The sequence below is a fragment of the Psychroserpens mesophilus genome, assembly GCF_050617655.1.
Taxonomy (GTDB): Bacteria; Bacteroidota; Bacteroidia; order Flavobacteriales; family Flavobacteriaceae; genus Psychroserpens; species Psychroserpens mesophilus_A.
Window position 1 is genome coordinate 139,786 of record NZ_JBODQC010000006.1, and the last position, 21,985, is coordinate 161,770.

25 protein-coding genes and 1 tRNA gene are annotated in these 21,985 nt (G+C 31.1%); 12 read left to right on the forward strand and 14 right to left on the reverse strand.

All coding sequences use genetic code 11. From position 1 onward, the window contains the following. Positions 1 to 126 precede the first annotated feature (126 nt). A tRNA-Ser gene (locus ACRHNM_RS11840) sits at positions 127 to 211 on the forward strand. Between the two features lie 105 nt (positions 212 to 316). Here ACRHNM_RS11840 and ACRHNM_RS11845 read toward each other — a convergent pair. From ACRHNM_RS11845 to ACRHNM_RS11860, 4 genes are read right to left on the reverse strand one after another with little or no spacing between them, the layout of a single operon-like run. Next, the gene (locus tag ACRHNM_RS11845; RefSeq protein WP_431136827.1) at positions 317 to 1,051 is read right to left on the reverse strand and encodes a hypothetical protein; all 735 of its coding nucleotides are present in this window, start codon (positions 1,049 to 1,051) and stop codon (positions 317 to 319) included. Positions 1,052 to 1,067: 16 nt separating this feature from the next. Continuing rightward, positions 1,068 to 1,454 (reverse strand): hypothetical protein, encoded by a 387-nt coding sequence (locus tag ACRHNM_RS11850; RefSeq protein WP_431136829.1) that lies wholly within the window; start codon positions 1,452 to 1,454, stop codon positions 1,068 to 1,070. 12 nt (positions 1,455 to 1,466) lie between these two features. Further along, positions 1,467 to 1,823: a TaqI-like C-terminal specificity domain-containing protein gene (locus tag ACRHNM_RS11855; RefSeq protein WP_431136934.1), complete on the reverse strand. Its 357-nt coding sequence runs from the start codon at positions 1,821 to 1,823 to the stop codon at positions 1,467 to 1,469. Positions 1,824 to 1,826: 3 nt separating this feature from the next. Continuing rightward, positions 1,827 to 2,348, reverse strand: a complete 522-nt coding sequence (locus ACRHNM_RS11860) for a DUF421 domain-containing protein (RefSeq protein WP_431136831.1) — start codon at positions 2,346 to 2,348, stop codon at positions 1,827 to 1,829. Positions 2,349 to 2,953: 605 nt separating this feature from the next. Between ACRHNM_RS11860 and ACRHNM_RS11865 the strand changes: the two genes are divergently transcribed. Further along, entirely contained in the window at positions 2,954 to 3,952 is a 999-nt protein-coding gene (locus tag ACRHNM_RS11865; protein ID WP_431136832.1) for a 2-hydroxyacid dehydrogenase, read from the forward strand. A gap of 68 nt (positions 3,953 to 4,020) precedes the next feature. Here the strand turns inward: ACRHNM_RS11865 and ACRHNM_RS11870 are convergent, their stop codons facing one another. Then, complete coding sequence (locus ACRHNM_RS11870; RefSeq protein ID WP_431136834.1) at positions 4,021 to 4,308, reverse strand: heavy-metal-associated domain-containing protein; 288 nt, start codon at positions 4,306 to 4,308, stop codon at positions 4,021 to 4,023. 3 nt (positions 4,309 to 4,311) lie between these two features. Then, complete coding sequence (locus ACRHNM_RS11875) at positions 4,312 to 5,109, reverse strand: patatin-like phospholipase family protein (protein WP_431136836.1); 798 nt, start codon at positions 5,107 to 5,109, stop codon at positions 4,312 to 4,314. Between the two features lie 135 nt (positions 5,110 to 5,244). On the opposite strand from ACRHNM_RS11875, the gene ACRHNM_RS11880 reads away from it, so the two are divergent. From ACRHNM_RS11880 to ACRHNM_RS11890, 3 genes are read left to right on the forward strand one after another with little or no spacing between them, the layout of a single operon-like run. Further along, positions 5,245 to 6,027, forward strand: a complete 783-nt coding sequence (locus ACRHNM_RS11880; RefSeq protein ID WP_431136839.1) for an MlaE family ABC transporter permease — start codon at positions 5,245 to 5,247, stop codon at positions 6,025 to 6,027. Beyond that, a complete protein-coding gene (locus tag ACRHNM_RS11885; protein ID WP_431136840.1) occupies positions 6,024 to 6,785 on the forward strand; it encodes an ABC transporter ATP-binding protein in 762 nt (253 codons plus the stop codon). Before ACRHNM_RS11880 ends, ACRHNM_RS11885 begins: the two co-directional genes overlap by 4 nt. Before the next feature lie 6 nt (positions 6,786 to 6,791). Beyond that, positions 6,792 to 7,784, forward strand: a complete 993-nt coding sequence (locus tag ACRHNM_RS11890; protein ID WP_431136842.1) for an MlaD family protein — start codon at positions 6,792 to 6,794, stop codon at positions 7,782 to 7,784. 12 nt (positions 7,785 to 7,796) lie between these two features. On the opposite strand, the gene ACRHNM_RS11895 is transcribed toward ACRHNM_RS11890, so the two are convergent. The 8 genes from ACRHNM_RS11895 to ACRHNM_RS11930 all read right to left on the reverse strand — a co-directional run bounded on the left by ACRHNM_RS11895 (position 7,797) and on the right by ACRHNM_RS11930 (position 14,817). Further along, positions 7,797 to 8,894 carry a DUF6920 family protein gene (locus tag ACRHNM_RS11895; protein WP_431136844.1) on the reverse strand — a complete coding sequence of 366 codons (1,098 nt, stop codon included), beginning with the start codon at positions 8,892 to 8,894 and terminating at the stop codon, positions 7,797 to 7,799. 53 nt (positions 8,895 to 8,947) lie between these two features. After that, positions 8,948 to 9,829, reverse strand: a complete 882-nt coding sequence (locus ACRHNM_RS11900; RefSeq protein ID WP_431136846.1) for an RsiV family protein — start codon at positions 9,827 to 9,829, stop codon at positions 8,948 to 8,950. A gap of 185 nt (positions 9,830 to 10,014) precedes the next feature. Next, positions 10,015 to 11,982 (reverse strand): heavy metal translocating P-type ATPase, encoded by a 1,968-nt coding sequence (locus tag ACRHNM_RS11905; protein WP_431136847.1) that lies wholly within the window; start codon positions 11,980 to 11,982, stop codon positions 10,015 to 10,017. 11 nt (positions 11,983 to 11,993) lie between these two features. Further along, positions 11,994 to 12,911: a mechanosensitive ion channel family protein gene (locus tag ACRHNM_RS11910; RefSeq protein ID WP_431136849.1), complete on the reverse strand. Its 918-nt coding sequence runs from the start codon at positions 12,909 to 12,911 to the stop codon at positions 11,994 to 11,996. A 10-nt stretch (positions 12,912 to 12,921) separates the two neighbouring features. Continuing rightward, on the reverse strand, positions 12,922 to 13,218 hold the full coding sequence (locus ACRHNM_RS11915) for a chaperone modulator CbpM (protein WP_431136851.1): 297 nt from the start codon (positions 13,216 to 13,218) through the stop codon (positions 12,922 to 12,924). Position 13,219: 1 nt separating this feature from the next. Further along, positions 13,220 to 14,104 carry a DnaJ C-terminal domain-containing protein gene (locus tag ACRHNM_RS11920; RefSeq protein WP_431136853.1) on the reverse strand — a complete coding sequence of 295 codons (885 nt, stop codon included), beginning with the start codon at positions 14,102 to 14,104 and terminating at the stop codon, positions 13,220 to 13,222. Beyond that, complete coding sequence (locus ACRHNM_RS11925; protein ID WP_431136855.1) at positions 14,104 to 14,316, reverse strand: hypothetical protein; 213 nt, start codon at positions 14,314 to 14,316, stop codon at positions 14,104 to 14,106. Before ACRHNM_RS11925 ends, ACRHNM_RS11920 begins: the two co-directional genes overlap by 1 nt. 99 nt (positions 14,317 to 14,415) lie before the next feature. Next, positions 14,416 to 14,817, reverse strand: coding sequence for a hypothetical protein (locus ACRHNM_RS11930; RefSeq protein WP_431136857.1), 402 nt, complete (start codon positions 14,815 to 14,817; stop codon positions 14,416 to 14,418). 150 nt (positions 14,818 to 14,967) lie between these two features. Here ACRHNM_RS11930 and ACRHNM_RS11935 point away from each other — a divergent pair, with 150 nt between their 5' ends. The 7 genes from ACRHNM_RS11935 (at position 14,968) to ACRHNM_RS11965 (ending at position 21,927) form a co-directional block, all read left to right on the forward strand. Next, entirely contained in the window at positions 14,968 to 16,848 is a 1,881-nt protein-coding gene (locus ACRHNM_RS11935; RefSeq protein ID WP_431136859.1) for a PAS domain S-box protein, read from the forward strand. Then, complete coding sequence (locus ACRHNM_RS11940) at positions 16,845 to 17,900, forward strand: response regulator (protein ID WP_431136861.1); 1,056 nt, start codon at positions 16,845 to 16,847, stop codon at positions 17,898 to 17,900. The genes ACRHNM_RS11935 and ACRHNM_RS11940 overlap by 4 nt, the downstream gene beginning before the upstream one ends. A gap of 85 nt (positions 17,901 to 17,985) precedes the next feature. Beyond that, positions 17,986 to 18,846, forward strand: coding sequence for a universal stress protein (locus ACRHNM_RS11945; RefSeq protein WP_431136863.1), 861 nt, complete (start codon positions 17,986 to 17,988; stop codon positions 18,844 to 18,846). Then, a complete protein-coding gene (locus ACRHNM_RS11950; RefSeq protein ID WP_431136865.1) occupies positions 18,839 to 19,225 on the forward strand; it encodes a hypothetical protein in 387 nt (128 codons plus the stop codon). Before ACRHNM_RS11945 ends, ACRHNM_RS11950 begins: the two co-directional genes overlap by 8 nt. Positions 19,226 to 19,301: 76 nt before the next feature. Next, positions 19,302 to 20,156: a universal stress protein gene (locus tag ACRHNM_RS11955; RefSeq protein WP_431136866.1), complete on the forward strand. Its 855-nt coding sequence runs from the start codon at positions 19,302 to 19,304 to the stop codon at positions 20,154 to 20,156. 12 nt (positions 20,157 to 20,168) lie between these two features. Then, on the forward strand, positions 20,169 to 21,014 hold the full coding sequence (locus ACRHNM_RS11960) for a universal stress protein (RefSeq protein ID WP_431136868.1): 846 nt from the start codon (positions 20,169 to 20,171) through the stop codon (positions 21,012 to 21,014). Between the two features lie 79 nt (positions 21,015 to 21,093). Continuing rightward, complete coding sequence (locus ACRHNM_RS11965; RefSeq protein WP_431136870.1) at positions 21,094 to 21,927, forward strand: universal stress protein; 834 nt, start codon at positions 21,094 to 21,096, stop codon at positions 21,925 to 21,927. The last annotated feature ends 58 nt before the right edge of the window (positions 21,928 to 21,985 follow it).

A 21,985-nucleotide genomic window follows, 5' to 3' on the forward strand; every position in this document is an offset into this window, starting at 1 on the left:
CCAATATCATTAATAAAATCAATATCAACATAAATTGTATTAAAAAAATTAGGTTTTATTTGAAAGAATTAAAAAAGGGTTCTATATTTGCACTCGCATTTAGGGAATACCTAATGAGACACTACTGGAGAAATGGCAGAGTGGTCGAATGCGGCAGTCTTGAAAACTGTTGAGGGTCACACCTCCGGGGGTTCGAATCCCTCTTTCTCCGCAAAAAAGCCTTGTGATCGTTTGATTTACAAGGCTTTATTTTTTAGGTTGACAGTATCGTTGACAGAGATTGCTTATTTAAGACTCAAATATTTTCCTAATTTAGTTAATCTGACGTTACTTCTATTTCTCCAATCTTAGATATAAGATTTTCTAGGTTTCTACATATTTCATTAAAAAAAAGAGGATTGTCAAAAATGATTTCATAAGTACTTTCTGAATATTTACTTTTTTCTAGTGTAAATTTTTTCTCGCTAAATTTCTTAATATTATTAAACCTTTTATCCTTATTGTTTTTGGTGTCACCATTTTGAATTATGTTACCATGATGCACTACAAGGTTTCTAACTTGTCTTAAATCGTCTAAAAATCTCCATTCTGGATTTAATAAAGAGAAATCTAACTTAACTGATTTTTTGAGAAATGTTTTAATTTTATCAATATCGTTATATCCCTTTAAATCACTTACATAGTAATCAGTATTTTTATAATCCGCAAATCTATCACAACCACCTCTAAGAGCATCTTCTACAAATGAATATAATTGTATGATTTGAGAGTTTCTGAAGTTCTTTTTGTAAACAGTCTCAAACATAAAAAAAGCATCTACAAAGGATTCTGAATGAGCATTTCGACTAATATAATCCTCTTCTGAATTTACTTTTTTTTCCTTGCCCAAACTATTTAAAAATTCATCATAAGCTTGGTCAATACTATTTATCTCTGTTTCAAAATAAGTTTCCATATGCCTTATATAATCTTGAACTAAATCAAATTCAAAATGTACATATTCAAAACCCATTATTGACCCTAAAGTTTTTTGCCTGTTTGACCTCGACATAATAATGACAATTCAATTAACTATTTTCTACAATTTCAATTTCCTTCTCAGTTAGACCATATAACTCATAAACCATAGCATCAATTTCTTTAGCTGTTTGGTTAATTTGGTTTTGTAGTTCTTGAGCTTTTTGTTTGTTTTCTTCAAAGAGGTCTAACCACTCAAACTCATCTTTTTTTGTTAGTGCTTCTATCTTTTGCAAACCTTCTTTTAAACGCTCTTTATTTGTTGTTTTAATAGCTTTATTAAGTTCTTTTGTAAAATCTCCATAATTCAAATATTGCCAATCCTTAAGCTTTCTTGACAATTTACTTAATGAAAATTTTTGCTTTATATACTTTTGAAATTTATCATTAAAATCAAAACTAAATTGTTGATTTTTAGAAACTTCTTTACTAAGCATATTCAATTTAGATTACGTTTCAATTTGAGCCATTGGTATCTTTAATAACTTTATATCTGTCATCATTATCTGAGGAAATGCCTGTTCATTGGTAATCATTCTTTGTCTAACTATATAAGTCAGAAACTTAGAGTTTAAAAGAGCTAAAAGATAACTTAAATCTATTCGATTATCTTTTAAAAAGCATGAGTAAAGAGTACTTTCTGTTAATGCTTTATTTTCTAACATAACACAACATAAATAGTCACCTGTCCTCCTTATAAGAATTCTAGGTTCAATATCATGCTTCTCAATTTTTTTAGTTCCACCAACAATTGTTAATTTATTATAATCACAATAAAATTTATTAGTCAAAGCATACCTATCTATTAACTATTTTTGTACGCCTGTCAGGATATCGTCAGATAATCCAACATATTTACTCTCATGAATTACTGAAATATCACCTGTACTCTCTAGAATTACGGCAAAAACCTCGCTCTTATCTTTTACATTTGCTTCTCTTAATTTTGCATATACATCTTTCGGATCGACATTCGTTTTTCTAAGATTATTCATTAAAAATCTTCCATCTTCCATTAACATCATCGGCTTATTAGTGAATAGTTCGTTAAACCAGTCCCACTTTCTTTTCAAGAAGGAAAAAATGCTTTGAAAAAATATGATTCCAGCTAAAGCAATTGCACCCTTTAAAATAGATTGATCCGGATTTAGCACAATAGTGGCAAGAATAGAACCTACCGCAATGGTTGATGCAAAATCAAAACTTGACATTTTGGCAAATGTTCTAAGTCCAGAAATTCTTGTAATGAAAATTATAATTGAAAAAATTGCTACAACGGTAGCTACAACCTTTATTAATATTTCTGCAGAAGAATAAAGCCAATTTTCCATATGATTTTTAGATTTGCATCTAAATTAGTATGAATAATTAGCTATTATTAACACATTTAGGAATAAGATTATCTCAATCCAAAATGGCTTATTATTTACTATAAAATTGAATTTCGGGAATTATGCGACTGAACATTTTTATTTAATAGATCCGTTCTCGTATTTAATGACAGAAGCATTTAGTTCTCTTTTCAACATTATTAGTGTTGTTTCAAACCTATGTGAGACAGCTTTTGAGTGTAGTTTAGGAACTTCAGAATCAATTTGAAATCTATTAATTTGAAATTAGTGAAAGTGAATATGTGAGCTCGATACTTATATTGAGTAGGCTTAAGACTTTATAAACGATTTCTTATAAGGTTTTTATTTGTAACTAAGTAGAAATACCAATAGAATACTGTTTAAATAACACGCCTCAACAACTTACTGCAGCTCCTTTAAGAGCTTATACTTTAATTTGGAATGATTAAGCTGTAGGTAAACCGCTTTAAAAGAAATCAATTCTTTCTCATTAGTATTACATTATTTACGAAGATGATTAATATCATTTTATAGGTTTATTTTTCTAAATAAATTTAAAATCTAAACCTATTAGAACGTTTATTATGAAAGTACTTGTGTTCAGTGCCAAAGATTTTGAAATTCCTTATCTGGAGCAAGCTAACAACAAAAAACATAAATTAACATTTGTTAAATATGCTTTATCATCGGAAACTGCAATGAAAGCTGCGGGTTATAATGCTATTTCTATATTTTCAGCAGATGAAGCTTGCTTGATTACTATTGAAAAACTGAAAGATTTTGGTGTCAAGTACATTACCTTAAGATCTGTTGGGTACGATAATGTGAGCTTAAGAACGGCTTCAAGATTGAATATAAGAGTTGCTAATGTTCCTGCCTATTCGCCATATGCTATTGCAGAGCATGCTGTTAGTTTATTATTGACACTTAACAGGAAAATAATAACATCTAATCAACGTATCAAAAAATTCAACTTCGATATAAACCATCTTGTTGGTTTCGATTTAAATAACAAAACCATTGGAATTATAGGTACTGGTAAAATTGGTTCTGTTATGACCAAAATAATGCACGGATTTGGCTGTCGTTTGTTAGGTTATGATATTGAAGAAAACAATGAATTAGTGACTAAATACAACATGAGGTATACAACTCTAGAAAGTTTATGCAAAAATGCCGATATTATTTCTCTACATGTTCCTTTAAACACTGAAACTCATCAACTCATCAATGAAGATTTAATATATCAAATGAAACGCGGTGTGATTATTATTAATACTGCAAGAGGATCTGTAATTAATACTGAAGATGTAATCAAAGGACTCAAAAACAGAAGAATTGGTGCTTTAGGAATTGATGTGTATGAAAACGAAAAAGGTGTGTTTTTTAATGATTATTCATATAATATTCCTGATGACGATTTATTAATAACACTAAACGCCATGCCTAATGTATTAATAACTGGTCACCATGCCTTTTTAACGGAAGAAGCACTCACAAATATTGCCGAAACAACCATATATAACCTAGATTGCTGGGCTTCAAAAAAGGAAACAGAAAACGAACTCACAGAAGTAGATTGAATCCATTAAACGACTTTTATTCATGGCATTGATAACTAACTCTTAAAAACAAAATTGCTTTTCAACAATTACATTTCTGTCTTTAATTTATTTTCCTTCCCAACTATCGGATAGCCAATTCTGGATAGGACATGTTTAGCCTTTTCAAAATCATGTTTTGTATGATAATCAAAAGCAACAGTGCACTCTTCATGATTAACTTCAACATCACTAATGTTTTTTACTTCCGAAAGGCTATTAAAAATTATATGCTCACAGGCACTACATTTAATATGTTGTAAATGAACTTTTGTTCTCATCATATCATTATTTTGAATATTAAAAATAGATTCAATACCTAAAAACTGAAATGACATTCCTCAGTTGTGATAAGAGTTTGAAGTTAGTTTTGATTTGATAACAGGATTTCTATCTAAAGCTTCCTTAGTAGCTTCATAGCCTATTTTGAAAATTTTTTTAAGATGTTTAGTCTCAAATGTACCAAAATTATCTAATTGTTTAGGTAAAATGACTAAATCACAATCTTTAAATTTTGTATAATCCTCATGCACTGATTTTAATTTAAAAGCACGTTCGACAACATTATAGGAATGTTTTAAATCTCTAATTGTGATTTTTTGATAGCCATTAACATAGACACCAATAATCATATCACAGTCAGGTTTTAAAGATTGTACGGGAAAGTTATTAATTGCGCCACCATCTATATAATAGGAATCATCAATTTTTACTGGAGCAAATACACCTGGAAATGCTGCAGATGCTAAAATCGGTTTTATGAGTTCACCCGAATTAAATGTAGTAAGGTTTCCGTTTAAAATATCTGTCGCTGTAATAAATAATGATTTTTGAAGTGCACTAAAATCATCTTTTCTTATAAGGTTGCTGAACTCTGGGTAAAACTTTTCAGCATCTATAAAACCAGGTTTTCCTAATGCATATTTTGATATATCAAAAATTTTAATATTCTTAAAAAACAATAGAATTTCACTCCAATTATAACCATAGGCGTACAACGAACCAACTATGGCTCCTGCACTAACACCTGAAATATGAGTTGGGTAAATTCCATATTCTTCTAAAGCTTTTATAGCTCCAATATGAGCTACACCTCTTATTCCTCCTCCTGATAATACCAAACCAATTGTCATAATCATTTAAAATTTAATTGATATACAAAATTAAATCTAAAACAGATTATGTAAAATGACACATATCAGTAAACTGAAGTGATATATATCATTTTACAAACATTACTAATCCAATACATTTGGTTAGATTCTTATTAGCATATGCCAAGTAAATCTAAAATAAAAGCGCAAATAGATGCGTTCTTAATTGAAGTAGGAGATCTTTCTTATTTTACTGCTCGTTTTTTTAGAGAGGTGTTTAAACGCCCTTTTGAACTGAAAGAACTCCTGAACCAATGCTACAACGTAGGAAATAAATCTCTTTTACTTGTAGGCATTACGGGTTTTATTATAGGTTTAGTTTTAACTCTGCAAACGCGACCTACATTGATAGAGTTTGGAGCGATCTCCTGGATGCCATCTATGGTAAGTATTTCTATTGTTCGAGAAATCGGACCTATCCTAACAGCATTAGTCTGTGCTGGCCGAATTGGATCTGGTATAGGTGCTGAAATAGGTTCAATGAAAGTCACTGAACAAATTGATGCTATGGAAGTCTCAGGCACAAACCCTTTTAAATATCTTGTTGTAACTCGAGTTTTGTCTGTAACACTAATGCTTCCTTTACTGGTGATTATTGGTGATGCCATTGCTTTATTTGGTTCCTTTTTAGTAGAGCATGTAAAAGGAAATGTATCCTTTGTTCTCTTTTTTAATCAGGTGTTCGACGCTCTAGAATTTGGAGATATTATGCCTGCAACTATTAAAACGTTCTTTTTTGGTTTAGCTATAGGATTGGTAGGTTGTTATAAGGGTTATTACTGTAAAAAAGGAACTGAAGGTGTTGGTAAAGCAGCTAATTCTGCTGTTGTTTTTGCATCCTTATTATTGTTTATCATTGACTTCATAGCTGTTTTTGTAACTGATATTTTCTTTGATTTATGAAAAACAATACACACCTAACTGATAAGAACATTGTTCTTGAAATCAAAGATCTTCACAAAAGCTTTGGAGATAACCATGTATTAAACGGATTCAACTTACAGCTTTATCAAGGAGAAAATCTGGTCATCATGGGAAAATCGGGTTCTGGAAAATCTGTGATGATCAAATGTTTGGTTGGCTTAATGGAAGTGGATAGTGGTTCTATTTCTGTAATGCATAATGACATTACCAAACTAGACCAAAAATCTTTAGACATATTACGTGCTGATATTGGGTTTTTATTTCAGGGAAGCGCTCTATACGATTCAATGACTGTTAGAGAAAATTTAGAATTTCCGCTAAGACGACATTCAAAACGATTTGATAAAAGCACTAATACTGATGAACTTGTTAAAGAAGCCTTAGAGAACGTTGGTTTAGCAGATGCTATAGATTTAATGCCTTCGGAATTATCTGGAGGTATGAAAAAAAGAGTCGCCTTAGCCAGAACACTTATTTTACAACCTAAAATAATTCTTTATGACGAACCTACAAGTGGCTTAGATCCTATTACTGCTAAGGAAATCATTATATTAATGCAAACTATTCAGAAAACATATAAAACCTCATCACTCATCATCACGCATGATGTAGATTGTGCACGCGTTATATCAGACAGAATGCTTTTGCTTATAGATGGCAAAGATTATGTTGTTGGTACATTTTCAGAACTTTCAAAGCATGAAGACCCAAAAATAAAGGCGTTCTTTAAAAACTAAATGACTATGAAACAAACAAATTCACAAAAATTCAATTTAGGTCTTTTTGTCATCATTGGCACTATACTCTTTATTGCTGCGGTTTATCTTATTGGTCAGCGTCAAGACATGTTTAAAAACACATTTACAATTAGTGCTTTTTTTCAGAATGTAAATGGATTACAAAAAGGAAATAATGTGCGTTACGCAGGTATTGATATTGGAACGGTTAAAGGCATTACTATGATTAACGATTCTACCATAAAAATTGATATGACTATTGATGAAAAGATCATTTCTCATATTAAGAAAGATGCTATTGCTACTATTGGTTCTGACGGACTGGTTGGCAATATGATTGTCAATATTGTTCCGGGAAAAGGACTTTCGGAAGTGATTAGTAATGGTGATATTATTGAATCTTACAGTAAAATTGGAACCGATGATATTTTAAATACTTTGAACACCAGTACTGAAAATGCAGCCATACTAACTTCAGATTTACTAAAAATCACCAACAGTATTACAAAAGGAAAAGGCACAATAGGTGTCCTGCTTAATGATACCATTATGGCTCAAGATTTAAAACAATCTATAGCAAATCTTAAAAAAGCCAGTCAAGGAGCTTCACATACCATTTTTGAACTTAATGAGATGATTTCTTCAGTAAAAACAAATGACGAAACGGTTTTGGGCATGTTGCTGAATGATTCTATTTCTGGAAAAAAACTAAAAGCCATCGTGACTCATTTAGAAGCATCAAGCATGGAAATTGATAGCGTATTGCACAACATAAATTCTGTGGTTGATGAATTTAAATCGAGCGAAGGTACTTACAATTATGTCGTGAAAGACACGTCTTTAGTTAATAGCTTAAAATCTACATTAAAAAACATCAATGAAGGCACTGATAAATTTAATCAAAATATGGAAGCCTTGAAGCATAATTTTTTAACCAGAGGTTATTTTAAAAAATTAGAACGACAAGAAAAACGAGATGCTAAAAAAGAAAAAGACTGATGTTGCAAAAAATTAATATCGTTGTTTAGAATTATAAACTATATCTGTAATCTCTAAATGTAACCAGTTAAAATCACCATCAGATAATTTCCAAATTACGTCACTTTTACTGGGAATAATAATTCCATTGAAATCTTTATATGCTCTGTTTTCAACGACCCATTTTTCAAGCTCGCTAGACGTTTCTCCACCATAATAACGATTGGCTTCAAAGGTTTGTATTTGTCCTTTTTCTGAAAACGTAAAAACACCTGAAACTATTTGGTCATCAATAGTTAATGTGGCTTTTGCTGAACGATTATCAATATATTCCCAGGACATATGATTATTGATTGCAGCTGATGGATACCAGCATATTTCTGCTAAACACCGAAGCATAGCTCCTTGATTTATTTTTTTGTTTTTTGATGCATTCACAACAGGAATTACACCTGCTAATGTTATAAGCATACCTCCTTCTCCATTCATCAACTTGTCACGACCTAGTAAGGAAACAATTGGCATCGCATTTACAGATGTAGACCAGACAAAAGCTGATTTTTCAACATCAATATATTGTGTTGCTGTAAAAGGCATCCATGTTCCATCAGGTTTGATTCTCATATTACCAATTTGCTTCAAGCGCGCGAAACGAATCTTTTCTTTTCCAATAACACCAGAATTAATCATCCATTTTTGAACGATTTCAGGTAACTGTTCAATATCTTTTTCAGTAATTACAGCTGGCTCATTTATCCTAAAGTTTTGAAGTAGTTGTTTAGATTCAGATGCTACCATATTATTAAATCGGTGAGTAGAATAGGCCGAAATACTTGTTAATAAAATAATGACATTAATAATTGTACCATACTTAGCGTCTTTCCATGCTATAATGATTAAAACCTGCGATAATACAATGGCTGCAAAGGCTAAATAAAACCACTTTTTATAAGTTAAAAATTGTACTCCTGAAATGATAAAGAGCAAAAAAGCAATTAACCAAAGTGTACCAACAGGTTTAGAAATCGACAATAGTTGTTTTTCAATGGAAGTTGAAAAAAAAGCACTCACAAAACCCAAGAGGTGAATTAGTCCGTGAATACCTAATATTATGGCAAAGACGTATCTCATCACTTTATAATTTAATAATTTTATAGTTATCAGTAATCAGCTATTAAGAACTCTTAAAAGACCAAAGGATTAGCATCATATTTTTTTAAAACAGCTAATAAGTCTTCAAGCGGAATTTCAATTGAGTAAGTACCTGTATAAGATGGACACATCACACAATCGTCAAAATAGAACTCTATATATGTATCATTGACCACGAAGTTATTTTTACTCTCAAAAAAATCATCGGAAGATACTTCCCAGCAATCGTAAAACGCATCTCCTCTCTTGATATTAGTATTGATTTTGTTATTAATTAAATTCAGCAACTCTTCTTCCGATCCTTGATTAAAAAAATCTTCATAAGCCATAAAAACACCTCTGTTTAAATCAAAATTAAAACCATCAAATGAGTAACTTGGATGCATCGCTCCAGAATAAAAATTCTCTTTATAAAAAAGCACACTTATCAGCTGGTCATTGACCATGTATATTTTATAATCAATATAGCGTTCTTCTCTAAAAGTTTCGGCTTCAATACTATCACAAAGTTGCTTATTTTCTAAGATATCAGATTCGGCTTTTGCAATATTAACATAGTATTCATTTATAAATTCATTAAAGTTGCTATGTGTAGGTTTAAATGATGTATTCAGTAAAGGATAGTTAAAGTTAATCGTGTAATCTTTCTTGTTTACAAGATATTTTTTATCGATAATTAAGGTCTGAAAATCTTCACGTTCATCTTTTTTCTCAATCAGTTTCTTTTGTTTTAACTCAATGGAAATGGTTTTATCCAAAAGCTTAATATCCTTATCAGTGTTTTTGATGGTATCCATAACAATCGAATCTGAAACTATAGTGTCTTCATAGTCATTGAGAGTCTCTTTACGATTGTCTTTTTTACAACTCATAAAGATTAAGAGCACTACTGTTAGAGAAAGATATTTCATCATTTTCTTTTAAATTAACGTCTTCTGATTCTACCCGTTATTTCATCAATCTTAATCTGGAGAATAAGAATAACTGATAGATTATTGGTTTAAACCTTGTTCTAAAAGTACTTATAAAACTATTTGCAGACTATGATTTTCATCAGCTAACGTATAGATTCTTATTTCCACAAACAAAACTTTAACCTTCATTCTATTTTATAACCAAGTAATCGCAAAGCATTTAAAACAACTACAATTGTCGATCCTTCATGAAAGGCAACCGCTAAGCCAATATTTGTTAATCCTAACATCGTTACCGGAACCAGGACCACCACAACTCCTAAACTTATCCATATATTTTGCTTGATGATGCGTTTAGATTTTCTACTCAAAGCAATAACGAAGGGTAAATTTTCAATTTTATCTGACATGAGAGCGACATCTGCAGTTTCAAGAGCAACATCACTACCTGCTGCTCCCATAGCAACACTTACAGTACTTAGTGCCATAGCAGGCGCATCGTTAACACCATCACCAACCATGGCTATTTTATTATCTCTTAAAATTAACTCTTTTACAGCGGTAACTTTATCTTCAGGCAGTAAATTACCTTTGGCTTCAGTAAGACCTATTTGTTTGGCAATGGCATCTCCAACATTTTGATGATCGCCTGTTAGCATGATCATGTGTTTTATGCCAATTTCTTTTAAATGTTTTAATGTTGATGCTGCCATCGTTCTTGGTAAATCCATCACACTTATAATCCCTATGAGTTGTTTCTGATAGGCTACTAACATGACTGTTTGTCCGTTTTGCAATAAATTTTCCATTTTAGAAATGGTAGATTTATCAACATTTATATCTGAAGATTCCATTAACTTAATGTTACCTATCCATGCCATACTATTTTTATATTTAGCATGAATTCCCTTTCCTTGAATAGCATTTACATCTGAAGCTATATTTTGATGTTCAATAGTAAATTTAGCCTTAACATCATTAGCGATAGCTTTGGCAAGTGGGTGATTGCTTAGACTTTCAACCTCAACAACTAATTTGGCAAGTTCCAGCTCATCAAAACCATTCAAAGTTAGAAGGTTTGTGAGTTTTGGTTTGCCTTCAGTTAATGTTCCGGTTTTATCGAATGCTATGGTTGTAATTTCACCCAAATCTTCCAGAGCTTTTCCACCTTTAATAAGCACACCTTTTTGAGCTGCTCTGGCAATTCCGCTCAACACAGCACTTGGCGTAGAAATAGCTAAAGCACAAGGACTTGCAGCTACCAATACAGTTATAGCTCTGTAAAGACTTGTACTAAAACTTTCATCAATAACCAAGTATGCAAAACACAATAAAAGAACAACAATAACGACTATTGGAACATACCATTTTTCGAATTTTTTGGTAAGCCGCTGAGTAGGTGATTTTTGAGTTTCGACTTCACTAACCATTTTTATTAATCTGGACACTGTAGAATCTTCAGTTAATTTTAAAACCTTTACTTCAATACTACTATCACCATTAATTGTACCAGCAAATACAATATGTTTTTTATCAATATCATTAAATGATGGTAATTCATCAGGATGTGCAATAAATGTTTTATCTACTGGAATACTTTCTCCTGTTATTGGTGCCTGATTTATACTGGAACTTCCACTTAGAATCACACCATCTGCAGCAATTTTTGTATTCGGTTTTATTACGATTATGTCATTTAACTTTAACTCTTCAATTGGAACTTCTTTAAGTTTACCATTAGTTTTTAGGAGTGCTGTTTTGGGTGACAAATGACCTAAAGCTTCAATTGATTTTTTGGCTTTATTCATGGCATAATGCTCTAAAGCATGTCCTAAACTAAAGAGAAATAACAATAATGCGCCTTCTGCCCAACTTCCAATATAAGCAGCTCCAGCAGCAGCAGCAATCATTAAAAAATCAATATCAAATTCTCGTCTTGGAATTTTTTTAGAAGCTTCTATTGAGATAAAGAATCCTCCAAAAACATAAGAAATGATGTAATGAGTTACATGTACCCAACTAGTTGTATGCACAAACTTTTCTATTAAAAAGCCTAATAACAGAAAGAGCCCACAGAAAATCGCAAAATAAAGTTCTGTTTTTTTTCCTAAAATTTGATGATGGCTATGCGCATTATCGGTTGTGTTATTCATTGGCTATGATATTATGTATCTGTCTTATTTACATTGATATCTATTTCGGGAATTTTAACAAGCTCTATTGTTGCAGATGCTAATATAACTTTACCGTTTGTGTTTTCTAGTGCTAATCGAATTTTATCATTTAAAAGATGCTTGGTATGGCGACGCTTTTTAAAATCAACAATGTATCTTAAATTAAATTGAATCCAGTTATCGGTCAACGAAATCGCTAATGTAGGATCGACCTGAGCATCTTCAATATAATATTTATTAACGATATCATTCCATTGTGCTTTTGAGTTTGCTGTGTATTCGAAAAGTATTTCTGTTGCTGTTTTAATGATGATTGATTTTGCCAAGTCCACATCAGAACCATAACGAACTGGTAGATTGAATTCGTCCCAAATAAATGGAAAATCTTGAGAGTAATTATATATCGGACCTTTAAAAACAAAGGCATTACTCAATTTTACTATACGTCCACTATAATTGTCACTACTTACCCATTGCCCTATTTCCATCATGGTAGTATAAATACTGTCTACATCAATGACATCACCTTTAATCCCATTGATTTCAATACGGTCTCCAGGTTTATAAACTTTGACTAGAAATATGTAAAGTGAACCAGCAATACTTAAAATCAATTCTTGAAGTGTAAAGGCTATTCCAGCGGTGAACAAACCAATAATAATTGTAAAATCTTGTATGGCTCCAGAAAAGTATAAAACAGCCAAAATTATGAGTAAGATATAACCAAAAATTTCTATTCCTTTTTGAGTTTTGTAACGTACCGCTGTATCAGATATTTTCTTTTTTAAATACCGTCTAATTAATTGAATACTTATCAAAACAATAATGAGAATGATAAGAAACTTAATAATACTCCAAACTAATGGATTGGCAGTTAACCAATCCTTTATATGCTCTATTTTGGTCATGCTTTTATCATTAAAAATCTTCGTAAGAATTCAATTTGTTTTTTAGCACTGTAATTTCAGATTGTAATTGTTCTACTTGTTTCAGTAAGTTATAAATAGCGTCGATGCCTTCAAAGTTTATGTCGAGATCATAATGTAATCGCATCATTTTTTCAATATCATTGAGCTGATTCGTTTTAATGTAATTATCTTTTTGAGTTATGGTAATTTCAACCAACTCATATTCGTGCAATGCATCAATAAAGGTCACTGGCACCTTATAATGTTTACAAAATTGTTGAATTGAAATGAGATGTGTTGTGTCCATATTATCGTAATTTTGACAGTTCTGTAAAAAGTTCTTTTTCTTTTTCTGTAAGGTTTGTTGGTGTTTTTAGGTTATAGGTAATGTACAAATCGCCAAACTGTCCTTCCTTCTTATATTTTGGAAATCCTTTTCCTTTTAATTTTATTTTAGTACCATTTTGTGTTTCTGGTTTTACGGTAAGTTTCACTTTTCCGTCAAAGGTATTTACGGTGATATTGCCTCCCAAAAGTGCTGTATATAAATCTAAGTCAACAGTAGTGTAAAGATTATGACCATCTCTTTTAAAACCAGACTGATTGAGTATAGAAAACTCAATATATAAATCTCCATTTGGTCCATTATTGATTCCCTTTCCGCCATGTCCTTTTATTTTGATAACCTGACCGTTTTCAATACCAGCAGGAATAGTAATACGTATGTTCTTGTTATTAACGGTTAATGTTCGTTTATGTGTAGTATAAACATCTTGAAGGTTTAGTTGCAATTGAGCATTAAAATCCTGACCTCTGAATTTTACATGTTGACCACGCGATTGTGATGCTCGTCCGCCAAACATTGAACTAAAGAAATCTGAAAAATCCTCTTCAGAATAACCTCCATACTGATTATTTGTACTGTTTTGATATTGCTCTTGTTGTTTTGCCTTTTCATATTCTTCGGCATGTTGCCAATGCTCACCATATTCATCATATTTTTTTCGATTCTCAGCGTTACTTAAAACCTCATTAGCCTCATTAATCTCTTTAAACTTCTTTTCAGCATCCTTATCGTTAGGATTTAAATCTGGATGGTATTTTCTAGCGAGTTTACGATAGGCTTTTTTTATGTCGTTTTCAGTAGCTGTTTTTGAAACACCTAATATGTTATAATAATCTATAAATGCCATTATTTCTTATTATGAGTTTTTACGTATTGTTTTAGGATCTGTTTGAGACTTTCTAAATAATCTTCCATAATCTTAAGATTCATATCTGGATGAAGTTTAGAAGGGATTGTCATTGGGTTTTCATCCAAGGTTGCATAGAGTTCTGGGTAATTTACCTCTATACTCGTTGTAAGTGTTATAATTTGATTTTCTATGTCTTGCAATGTTTTCATAGCATCAATATAAATTTATAAATTAAAATTAACTTTTAATAGCTTCATTAAAAATGATTAATTAAGGTATAATGAACTTTCCTTTTTAATTAGTAAGCTCTATTTTTTCAATTCAATATTTAAGTTAGCCAGCATCACTAGTTCTGATTTATTTTGACCGCTGAAACTCGATGTAATCTTAGCCGCAGTTTTTAAAATCATAGACTTTATGTTATTATTAAATACTGCTTCATGTTCTTTTTTATAATTTATAAAGTTATTATAGCAGACTTCTGCATCATTTCCATCAGTATTCTGTAACTTTTTAAAAGTATCTATAAGTATATTCTTAGAGGATGTATCAAAACCGTCTAAAGCTAACCATTCAGTAGCCATAAGACCTTCAAGCTTTTTAAACTCTTCATCTCTTACAAAATTATCTACTGAAGCTATGGCATAAAAAAGTTCACCAAGATATTGGCAGAACTCAATCGTTATTTGTTTTTCAGAATTCAAAATCATTTATTTAAATCTAAAATAATGAGTTAAAAGCAAACTAGGCAATGATATAAATCAGTTTGAAAGCGCAAATAATATTAACACCTTACGTTAGGTAAACATGTATTATTTAATTAAATTTAAGGTTAACCATTTTGTTCTAAATCCCAACCAATGCTTCAGCAAGATCAAGACATATTTAACATCCTATTAGAAGCTGTTTCAGAAGGTGTCATTATCATTGACAGTGATCAGCAGATTATGGAACTAAACACGACTGCTGAAGTTTTATTTGGTTATAAAAAAAGAGAACTCACCCAAAAAAATTTAAATGTTCTCTTACCTTCAAACTATCATAGAGATTATTCAGCGCGTTTTGAAAATTTGATCAAAAGAGGCAAACCTAAAAGTATTAAAAAACTTAAAGATGTATTTGGTTTAAAGAAATCTGGAGACCTCATCGCCATTGAGGTAGAACTCAGTCCTTTTAAAATTTACAATAAGACTTATATCATGGCGTTGGTCAAAGATGTTTCAGAAAAAAAAGAAACACAAAAAGATTTAATGCTAAAAAGCAGTGCATTACAATCTGCCAGCAATGGAGTCATCATTACTGATGCTTTAAAACACGATAATCCTATTATTTATTTCAATTCAGCGTTTCAAAACCTCACAGGTTATTCAAGTAAAGAAATACTAAACCATAACTGTAGATTTTTACAAGGTTCAGACAGAGACCAACCTCCTCTTGAAAAACTAAGGAAAGCCATAAAAAAAGGGAAGAATTGTCAAGTTACCATTCGTAATTATAAAAAAGATGGCACTTTATTTTGGAACGATTTATACATCATTCCTATAATTGATAAAAAAGGTATCGTAACAAATTTTATTGGGATTCAAAATGATGTGACACAAAGAAAAGAAGCTGAAGCCGAACGAAACCATTTATCAACGATTTTTGATGAATCCCTAAATGAAATTTATGTGTTTGACTCTAAAACCTTAAAGTTTATCAACGTCAATTACGGAGCATTAAGCAATATTGGTTATACCATTGATGAGTTAAAAAACATGACACCTTTAGATCTAAAAATTCAGGAAGATGAAGCCATGTTTAGAAAGAAGATTGATGTTTTAATTAAAAAAAATGTTGAGAAATTAGAATTTGAAACCGTTCATTATCGAAAAGATGGAACGACTTATCCAGTAGAAGTTCATTTGCAGCTCTCTAATTTAGGAGAAAAAAAGGTTTTTGTAGCTATTATATTAGATATCACTGAACGTAAAAATTATACTGAAAAATTAGAAAATAAAGTCGAAGAACGAACTGAACAGCTAAAAGTTGCATTATCAAAAGAAAAAGAGCTTAACAAACTCAAAACACAATTTTTATCGCTTGTATCCCATGAATTTAAAACCCCTTTAAGTGGAATTTTAACCTCATCTGTATTATTGGGCAAATATAATTTAACAGAACAACAGGAAAAACGCGATAGGCATATTAAAATTATTGCGAACAAGGTTCAGTATTTAAATAATATTCTAAATGATTTTCTATCTTTAGAAAAACTAGAAACGGGTAAGCTAAACTATAATTTTACGCATTTTAAACTCAGTAAAGTTATTGATGAAGTCATATATAATGCCAATATGTTATTAAAAGAAGGACAATCTATTAAATATCCAGACAATATTGATGACCTATCCCTTTTTCAAGATGAAAAATCCATATCATTAATATTATCCAATTTAGTAAATAACGCTATAATGTATTCTCCCGAACATAAACCCATTGCAATTTTAGTAAATCAAAATAAAACGACCACTACAATAAAAATTGAGGATAAAGGCATTGGCATACCAGAAAAAGACCAAAACAATATTTTCGACCGTTATTTTAGAGCAGACAATGTTAGTAACACGCAAGGTACTGGTATCGGTTTAAACATCGTGAAAAATCACTTAGAAAACTTAGGTGGCACTATCAATTTTACAAGTGAAGAACATCAAGGAACTACATTTACAATTACGTTTCCTAATATCGCAAAGCAATGACAAACGTTTTACTTATAGAAGATGATACTGTTTTAAGAGAAAACACCGCAGAACTTTTAGAGCTTTCAAATTACAAAGTCGTAACAGCATCTAATGGTAAGCTCGGTTTGGCTAAGGCAAAAGAGAAGTTACCAGACATCATTATCTGTGATATAATGATGCCAGAACTCGATGGCTACGACACTCTTAAATTGTTATCTCAAGACCATGCAACAAAGTACATTCCGTTTATTTTTTTATCTGCCAAAACAGAACATAAAGATGTAAGAAAAGGAATGAACCTAGGTGCAGACGATTACATCACCAAACCCTTTACCGAAGATGAACTCATTAGCGCTATTGAAAGTCGCTTGGCAAAAACTGCTTTACTTAAGGAAGCAAAAGATGACACAACAGAAAGTGAAACCAATGAACCAATCAATAGTATAAAAACACTTAATGATTTAAAAAACTTTTTTGAAGATAATGGTACCGATTTTACCTTTGAAAAGGATCATATTATTTATAGAGAAGGAACGCACTCTAATTATATCTACCTCATTAATAAAGGTATTGTAAAGTGTCATCAAATCGACGAACAAGGTAAAGAGCTGGTCACTGGTTTATACAAGGAAGATGATTTGTTTGGCTATACATCGTTTACTGATAATCAACCACATAAAGAAACAGCTACAGCCATTGAAGATACAACGTTGACAGGCATTTCAACCATTCAATTTAATTCAATATTAGATGATAATCCTAAAATCGCTTTAGAACTCATACAGTTATTATCTGATGATCTTTTAGTCATAAAAAATCAGTTATTAGAAATGGCATATGGTTCGGTAAATAAAAAAACAGCAACGACTATTTTAAAGTTTGCTGAAAAAATAAACCGAAAACCCGAAGACCCAATTAATATCTCCAGAAGTGATTTGGCCAGTGTTGCTGGTATTGCTACAGAAACTTTAATAAGAACTTTAACTTCTTTTAAAAAACAAGGTCTTATTGAAGGTGATGGTCGAAATATTAAAATTTTAGATATCGAAAAACTGAAACACATTCAATAACTCCGTTTTAAAACTCCAAAATGACCAATATCATTTTAAGAATCGCTTCTTAGCCATAGATTTGTGATTTTAATGCTATTGTTCGATGAAAAACATATTATTACCCACTGATTTTTCAGAAAATTCATGGAACGCGATTACTTATGCTATCCGATTTTTTGAAAACGAAAAATGTAACTTCTATATTCTACATGTTAAATCCTTAAGTGATTTGGCAACTACTGATGCACCCTTAATCTTAAGTCAAGACGATATAGACGTCATTTACATCAAGCCCACAAAATTAAAGCTGAGGAAGCTCTTAGAGCGTATTATAAAATTATCTGCAAATCGCGAGAATCATAACTTTTATACCATTACAGAGTACAATTATTTTATAGATGGTATTCGAAAAACCATTGAGGAAAAGCAAATAGATTTTATTGCTATGGGAACTAAAGGTGCTTCTGGATTAGAAAAAATCATCATAGGCTCAAATACTGCAGATGTGATTACTAAAGTAAAATGTAACACCTTGGTGATTCCTGAAAATGCAACATATGTCACACCTAAAGAAGTGGCTTATCCAACCGATTTCTCCTTGTCTAATAATTTACAGGTATTAGAACCTATTGCAGAAATCCTAAAGCGTTTTAAGTCTACCTTACGCATTCTTCATATTAGCAAAAGCAAGATCAATCTTAATTATGATCAAAGACGAAACAAAGAGTTGCTCGAAGATTATTTTAATAACCATCCGCATCATTTTCATTATCTAACCAATAGAAAAGTTGAAGATGCAGTTCAATGTTTTACTGAGAGTAGAGCTATTGATTTGATTTGTATGGTGGCTAAAAACCTTAATTACTTTCAGCAAATATTATTTCATTCAAAAGTGGAAAATATAAGTTACCACACTAACATTCCATTTTTAGTATTACACGAAAAAAACGAAAATTATGGATAATTCAATTTTTTTAGCAAAATTCTGGGGCTGGTACTTTCTTATTTTCTTTTTAATTCTAAGTCTGAATCCAAACCGCATAAGACAAATATTTAAATACCTTAAAGACGAGAAATTCCTTATTCTCTCCTCTTTTATAGCCATTATTGTAGGTTTGCTTACTATTTTATTTCATAACATCTGGGAATTAAATTACAAGCTTATCATTACATGTATTGGCTGGATGTCATTAATAATTGGATTGGCATTATTTATATTTCCTAAACCAACTGTTAATTGGCTGACATATATAAATATTAAACTTGTTCAGGTTTTATATTTGATATTGTTTTTTATCGGTCTCTTTTTATTAAATATCGCTTATGATGTGATTTTAATATGAACTTCATCTGATATATATCATAGATTATCACAAATTGAACCTGTAATTTTATTCAATAAAACTAAAAACGACGACTATGCTATCAATACTTTTACCTACCGATTTTTCTAAAAATTCTATGAATGCCATTACATATGCCTTAGAATTTTTTAAATACCAAAATGTAAAATTCTACCTCATGCATGCTTATAGAAACGAATTTTATGACCATGATGATCTGGTGTCTCGTGAAGTTTTTGATGACGTATTACATACAGTAAAAAAAGAATCTCAAAATAACCTTGAAAACCTGTTAAACCAAATCACTAAAATTGCTCCCAATCCAAGATTTACATTTCATATTATTTCAGCATATAATACGCTTGTAGAAGAAGCTAATAGCATAGCAGACGAGCAAAATATAGATTTAATTGTTATGGGTACAAAAGGAAAATCTAACGAACGTCATGTCGTCTTTGGAAGTCATACTTTTCAAGTTTTAAAATATGTTCAATGTCCTGTATTAGCTATTCCTTCAAACTATACAAATACACAACCTAAACATATTTTATTTCCTACAAATTATCTCATTCCTTATAAGCGTCGCGAATTAAAACTTTTATCTGTACTCGCAAAATCATATCGAAGCGTTATTGATGTGGTATACATTTCTACCAGCAGTAAATTATCTATAAGACAAGAAGATAATCAAGGATTCATTAAAGATACATTATCTGATAATAATGTCAATTTTTATATTAAAGACAGCAAAAAAGTAGCCGACACCATCACATCATACATCCAAGAAAATGATGTAGATATGCTAACTATGGTTAACACACAACATTCATTTTTAGAAGATATGTTATTTCCATCTACCATAGATAAAGTGAGTCTTGGTTTAGAAATACCTCTTTTAGCAATGCAGAACACAACTCGTAATACTTATTAAAATACCAGTACAATGAAACAGATTCTTTTACCTACAGATTTTTCGGAAAATTCCTGGAACGCCATTAAATATGCCATACAATTATTAAAAAATGAAACATGTACTTTTCATTTATTAAACACCTATACTCCTGTCATCTATAATGTTGAATATGTTTTAGGTGCTCCTGCGCAATTTGGTTTAGAAGATATTGTTAGAAATACATCACAAGACAACTTAAGCCAATTGGTTCAACGAATTTCAGACACATTTCAAGACAACCCTAAACACACGTTTGAAACGGCCTCAAGATTTAACACCTTAATTCCTGGTATAAAAGAATTTATAGAAAAACATAACATCGATATGATTGTTATGGGAACCCAAGGAGCAACTGGAGCAAAAGAAATTTTGTTTGGTTCAAATACAGTGCATGTATTTAAAGAAATAAAATGTCCGATTTTAGCCATTCCATCAGATTTTTCATTTGAAACACCACATGAACTATTATTTCCTACAGATTTAGAAGTGGATTATAAAAACTCACAACTAACTATTCTTAATGACATCGCAATCTCAAATCACTCCAGAATCAATGCGCTACACGTTTCAACAGGTTATGAGCTTACTGATGTTCAGAAACAAAATAAATCAGAATTGGAAGATGTATTCAATAAGACAGCATTTATATATCACGAAGTCAGAAGCATGAATATTACTGAAGCCATTGGTACGTTTCAAATTAAACACAAAATTAATTTGTTAGCCATGATTAACAACAAACATTCCTTTTTTGAAAACTTATTTTTCAGGTCAACCATTAACCATATAGGGTTTCACTTAACCATTCCGTTTTTGGTAATGCCTTCAAAAGCATAGGTTGTACTGATTAATATCATTTGGTTAGTTACCAATATCATTTAATTTTCATTTCAATTTAAGATTAAGACTTTAAGTTATGAAAAAACACATACTATTACCTACAGATTTTTCAGATAATGCATGGAGCGCTGCAGTATATGCTTTAAAACTTTATGCAGATGAATATTGCACCTTTTATTTTTTACATTCTTCACAACTGAAGCTTTCTTCAATGTCCAACATGTCTAATAAATTAGTACGTGTTATGGCTGAAAACGCAACGAAAGAACTTACAGAATTAAAAAGCATGGCAGAAAGTACTGATGCAAATGCTAATCATAATTTTGAAATCATATTGAGTTCTGAAGACATGTTAGACGCTATAGAAACCGCTATAAACAAACACAACATAGATCTGGTTGTGATGGGAACAAAAGGAACTACAAAAGCTAAAGGCGTGTTCTTTGGAAGCAATACCATACACATCATAAAAAAAATGAAACTGTGCCCAATATTGATTGTTCCTGATGAATTTGATTTCATTACACCCAAACAAATTGCATTTCCTACAGATTTCAATCGGTTTTATGGAGATGAACTCATACCTCTGAAGCAATTTGCAGACCTTTTCAACTCAAAAATAAGAATCATTCATATTAGTACTGAAGACCAGTTAACAGAGGCACAAGACTATAACTTAGCCATGTTAAAAGCTTATTTACAAGATTATCCACATACATTCCATTGGATGTCAGATTACGGTAAAAAAGAAGAGGCTATAAAAGATTTTGTAGAAGAGCTGGATATTAACATCCTTACAATGATCAATTACGAACACAGTTTTATTGAAAGTATCATTAAGGAGCCTATTATTAAACATATCGGATTTCAACCCACTGTTCCTTTTCTGGTTATTCCTTGTGTGAACTGATTTATATCATTTCATGTTGATGGTTTAGGTGCTAATTTTATATCTGTAAGTTTAAGTT

Coding starts and splice junctions, on each gene's coding strand:
- ACRHNM_RS11955 (WP_431136866.1), top strand. CDS start 19,302: ATGCTATCAATACTTTTACCTACCGATTTTTCTAAAAATTCTATGAAT.
- ACRHNM_RS11900 (WP_431136846.1), bottom strand. CDS start 9,829: ATGATGAAATATCTTTCTCTAACAGTAGTGCTCTTAATCTTTATGAGT.
- ACRHNM_RS11940 (WP_431136861.1), top strand. CDS start 16,845: ATGACAAACGTTTTACTTATAGAAGATGATACTGTTTTAAGAGAAAAC.
- ACRHNM_RS11860 (WP_431136831.1), bottom strand. CDS start 2,348: ATGGAAAATTGGCTTTATTCTTCTGCAGAAATATTAATAAAGGTTGTA.
- ACRHNM_RS11895 (WP_431136844.1), bottom strand. CDS start 8,894: ATGAGATACGTCTTTGCCATAATATTAGGTATTCACGGACTAATTCAC.
- ACRHNM_RS11920 (WP_431136853.1), bottom strand. CDS start 14,104: ATGGCATTTATAGATTATTATAACATATTAGGTGTTTCAAAAACAGCT.
- ACRHNM_RS11885 (WP_431136840.1), top strand. CDS start 6,024: ATGAAAAACAATACACACCTAACTGATAAGAACATTGTTCTTGAAATC.
- ACRHNM_RS11870 (WP_431136834.1), bottom strand. CDS start 4,308: ATGTCATTTCAGTTTTTAGGTATTGAATCTATTTTTAATATTCAAAAT.
- ACRHNM_RS11950 (WP_431136865.1), top strand. CDS start 18,839: ATGGATAATTCAATTTTTTTAGCAAAATTCTGGGGCTGGTACTTTCTT.
- ACRHNM_RS11905 (WP_431136847.1), bottom strand. CDS start 11,982: ATGAATAACACAACCGATAATGCGCATAGCCATCATCAAATTTTAGGA.
- ACRHNM_RS11845 (WP_431136827.1), bottom strand. CDS start 1,051: ATGTCGAGGTCAAACAGGCAAAAAACTTTAGGGTCAATAATGGGTTTT.
- ACRHNM_RS11935 (WP_431136859.1), top strand. CDS start 14,968: ATGCTTCAGCAAGATCAAGACATATTTAACATCCTATTAGAAGCTGTT.
- ACRHNM_RS11865 (WP_431136832.1), top strand. CDS start 2,954: ATGAAAGTACTTGTGTTCAGTGCCAAAGATTTTGAAATTCCTTATCTG.
- ACRHNM_RS11890 (WP_431136842.1), top strand. CDS start 6,792: ATGAAACAAACAAATTCACAAAAATTCAATTTAGGTCTTTTTGTCATC.
- ACRHNM_RS11875 (WP_431136836.1), bottom strand. CDS start 5,109: ATGATTATGACAATTGGTTTGGTATTATCAGGAGGAGGAATAAGAGGT.
- ACRHNM_RS11910 (WP_431136849.1), bottom strand. CDS start 12,911: ATGACCAAAATAGAGCATATAAAGGATTGGTTAACTGCCAATCCATTA.
- ACRHNM_RS11925 (WP_431136855.1), bottom strand. CDS start 14,316: ATGAAAACATTGCAAGACATAGAAAATCAAATTATAACACTTACAACG.
- ACRHNM_RS11880 (WP_431136839.1), top strand. CDS start 5,245: ATGCCAAGTAAATCTAAAATAAAAGCGCAAATAGATGCGTTCTTAATT.
- ACRHNM_RS11945 (WP_431136863.1), top strand. CDS start 17,986: ATGAAAAACATATTATTACCCACTGATTTTTCAGAAAATTCATGGAAC.
- ACRHNM_RS11960 (WP_431136868.1), top strand. CDS start 20,169: ATGAAACAGATTCTTTTACCTACAGATTTTTCGGAAAATTCCTGGAAC.
- ACRHNM_RS11850 (WP_431136829.1), bottom strand. CDS start 1,454: ATGCTTAGTAAAGAAGTTTCTAAAAATCAACAATTTAGTTTTGATTTT.
- ACRHNM_RS11965 (WP_431136870.1), top strand. CDS start 21,094: ATGAAAAAACACATACTATTACCTACAGATTTTTCAGATAATGCATGG.
- ACRHNM_RS11915 (WP_431136851.1), bottom strand. CDS start 13,218: ATGGACACAACACATCTCATTTCAATTCAACAATTTTGTAAACATTAT.
- ACRHNM_RS11930 (WP_431136857.1), bottom strand. CDS start 14,817: ATGATTTTGAATTCTGAAAAACAAATAACGATTGAGTTCTGCCAATAT.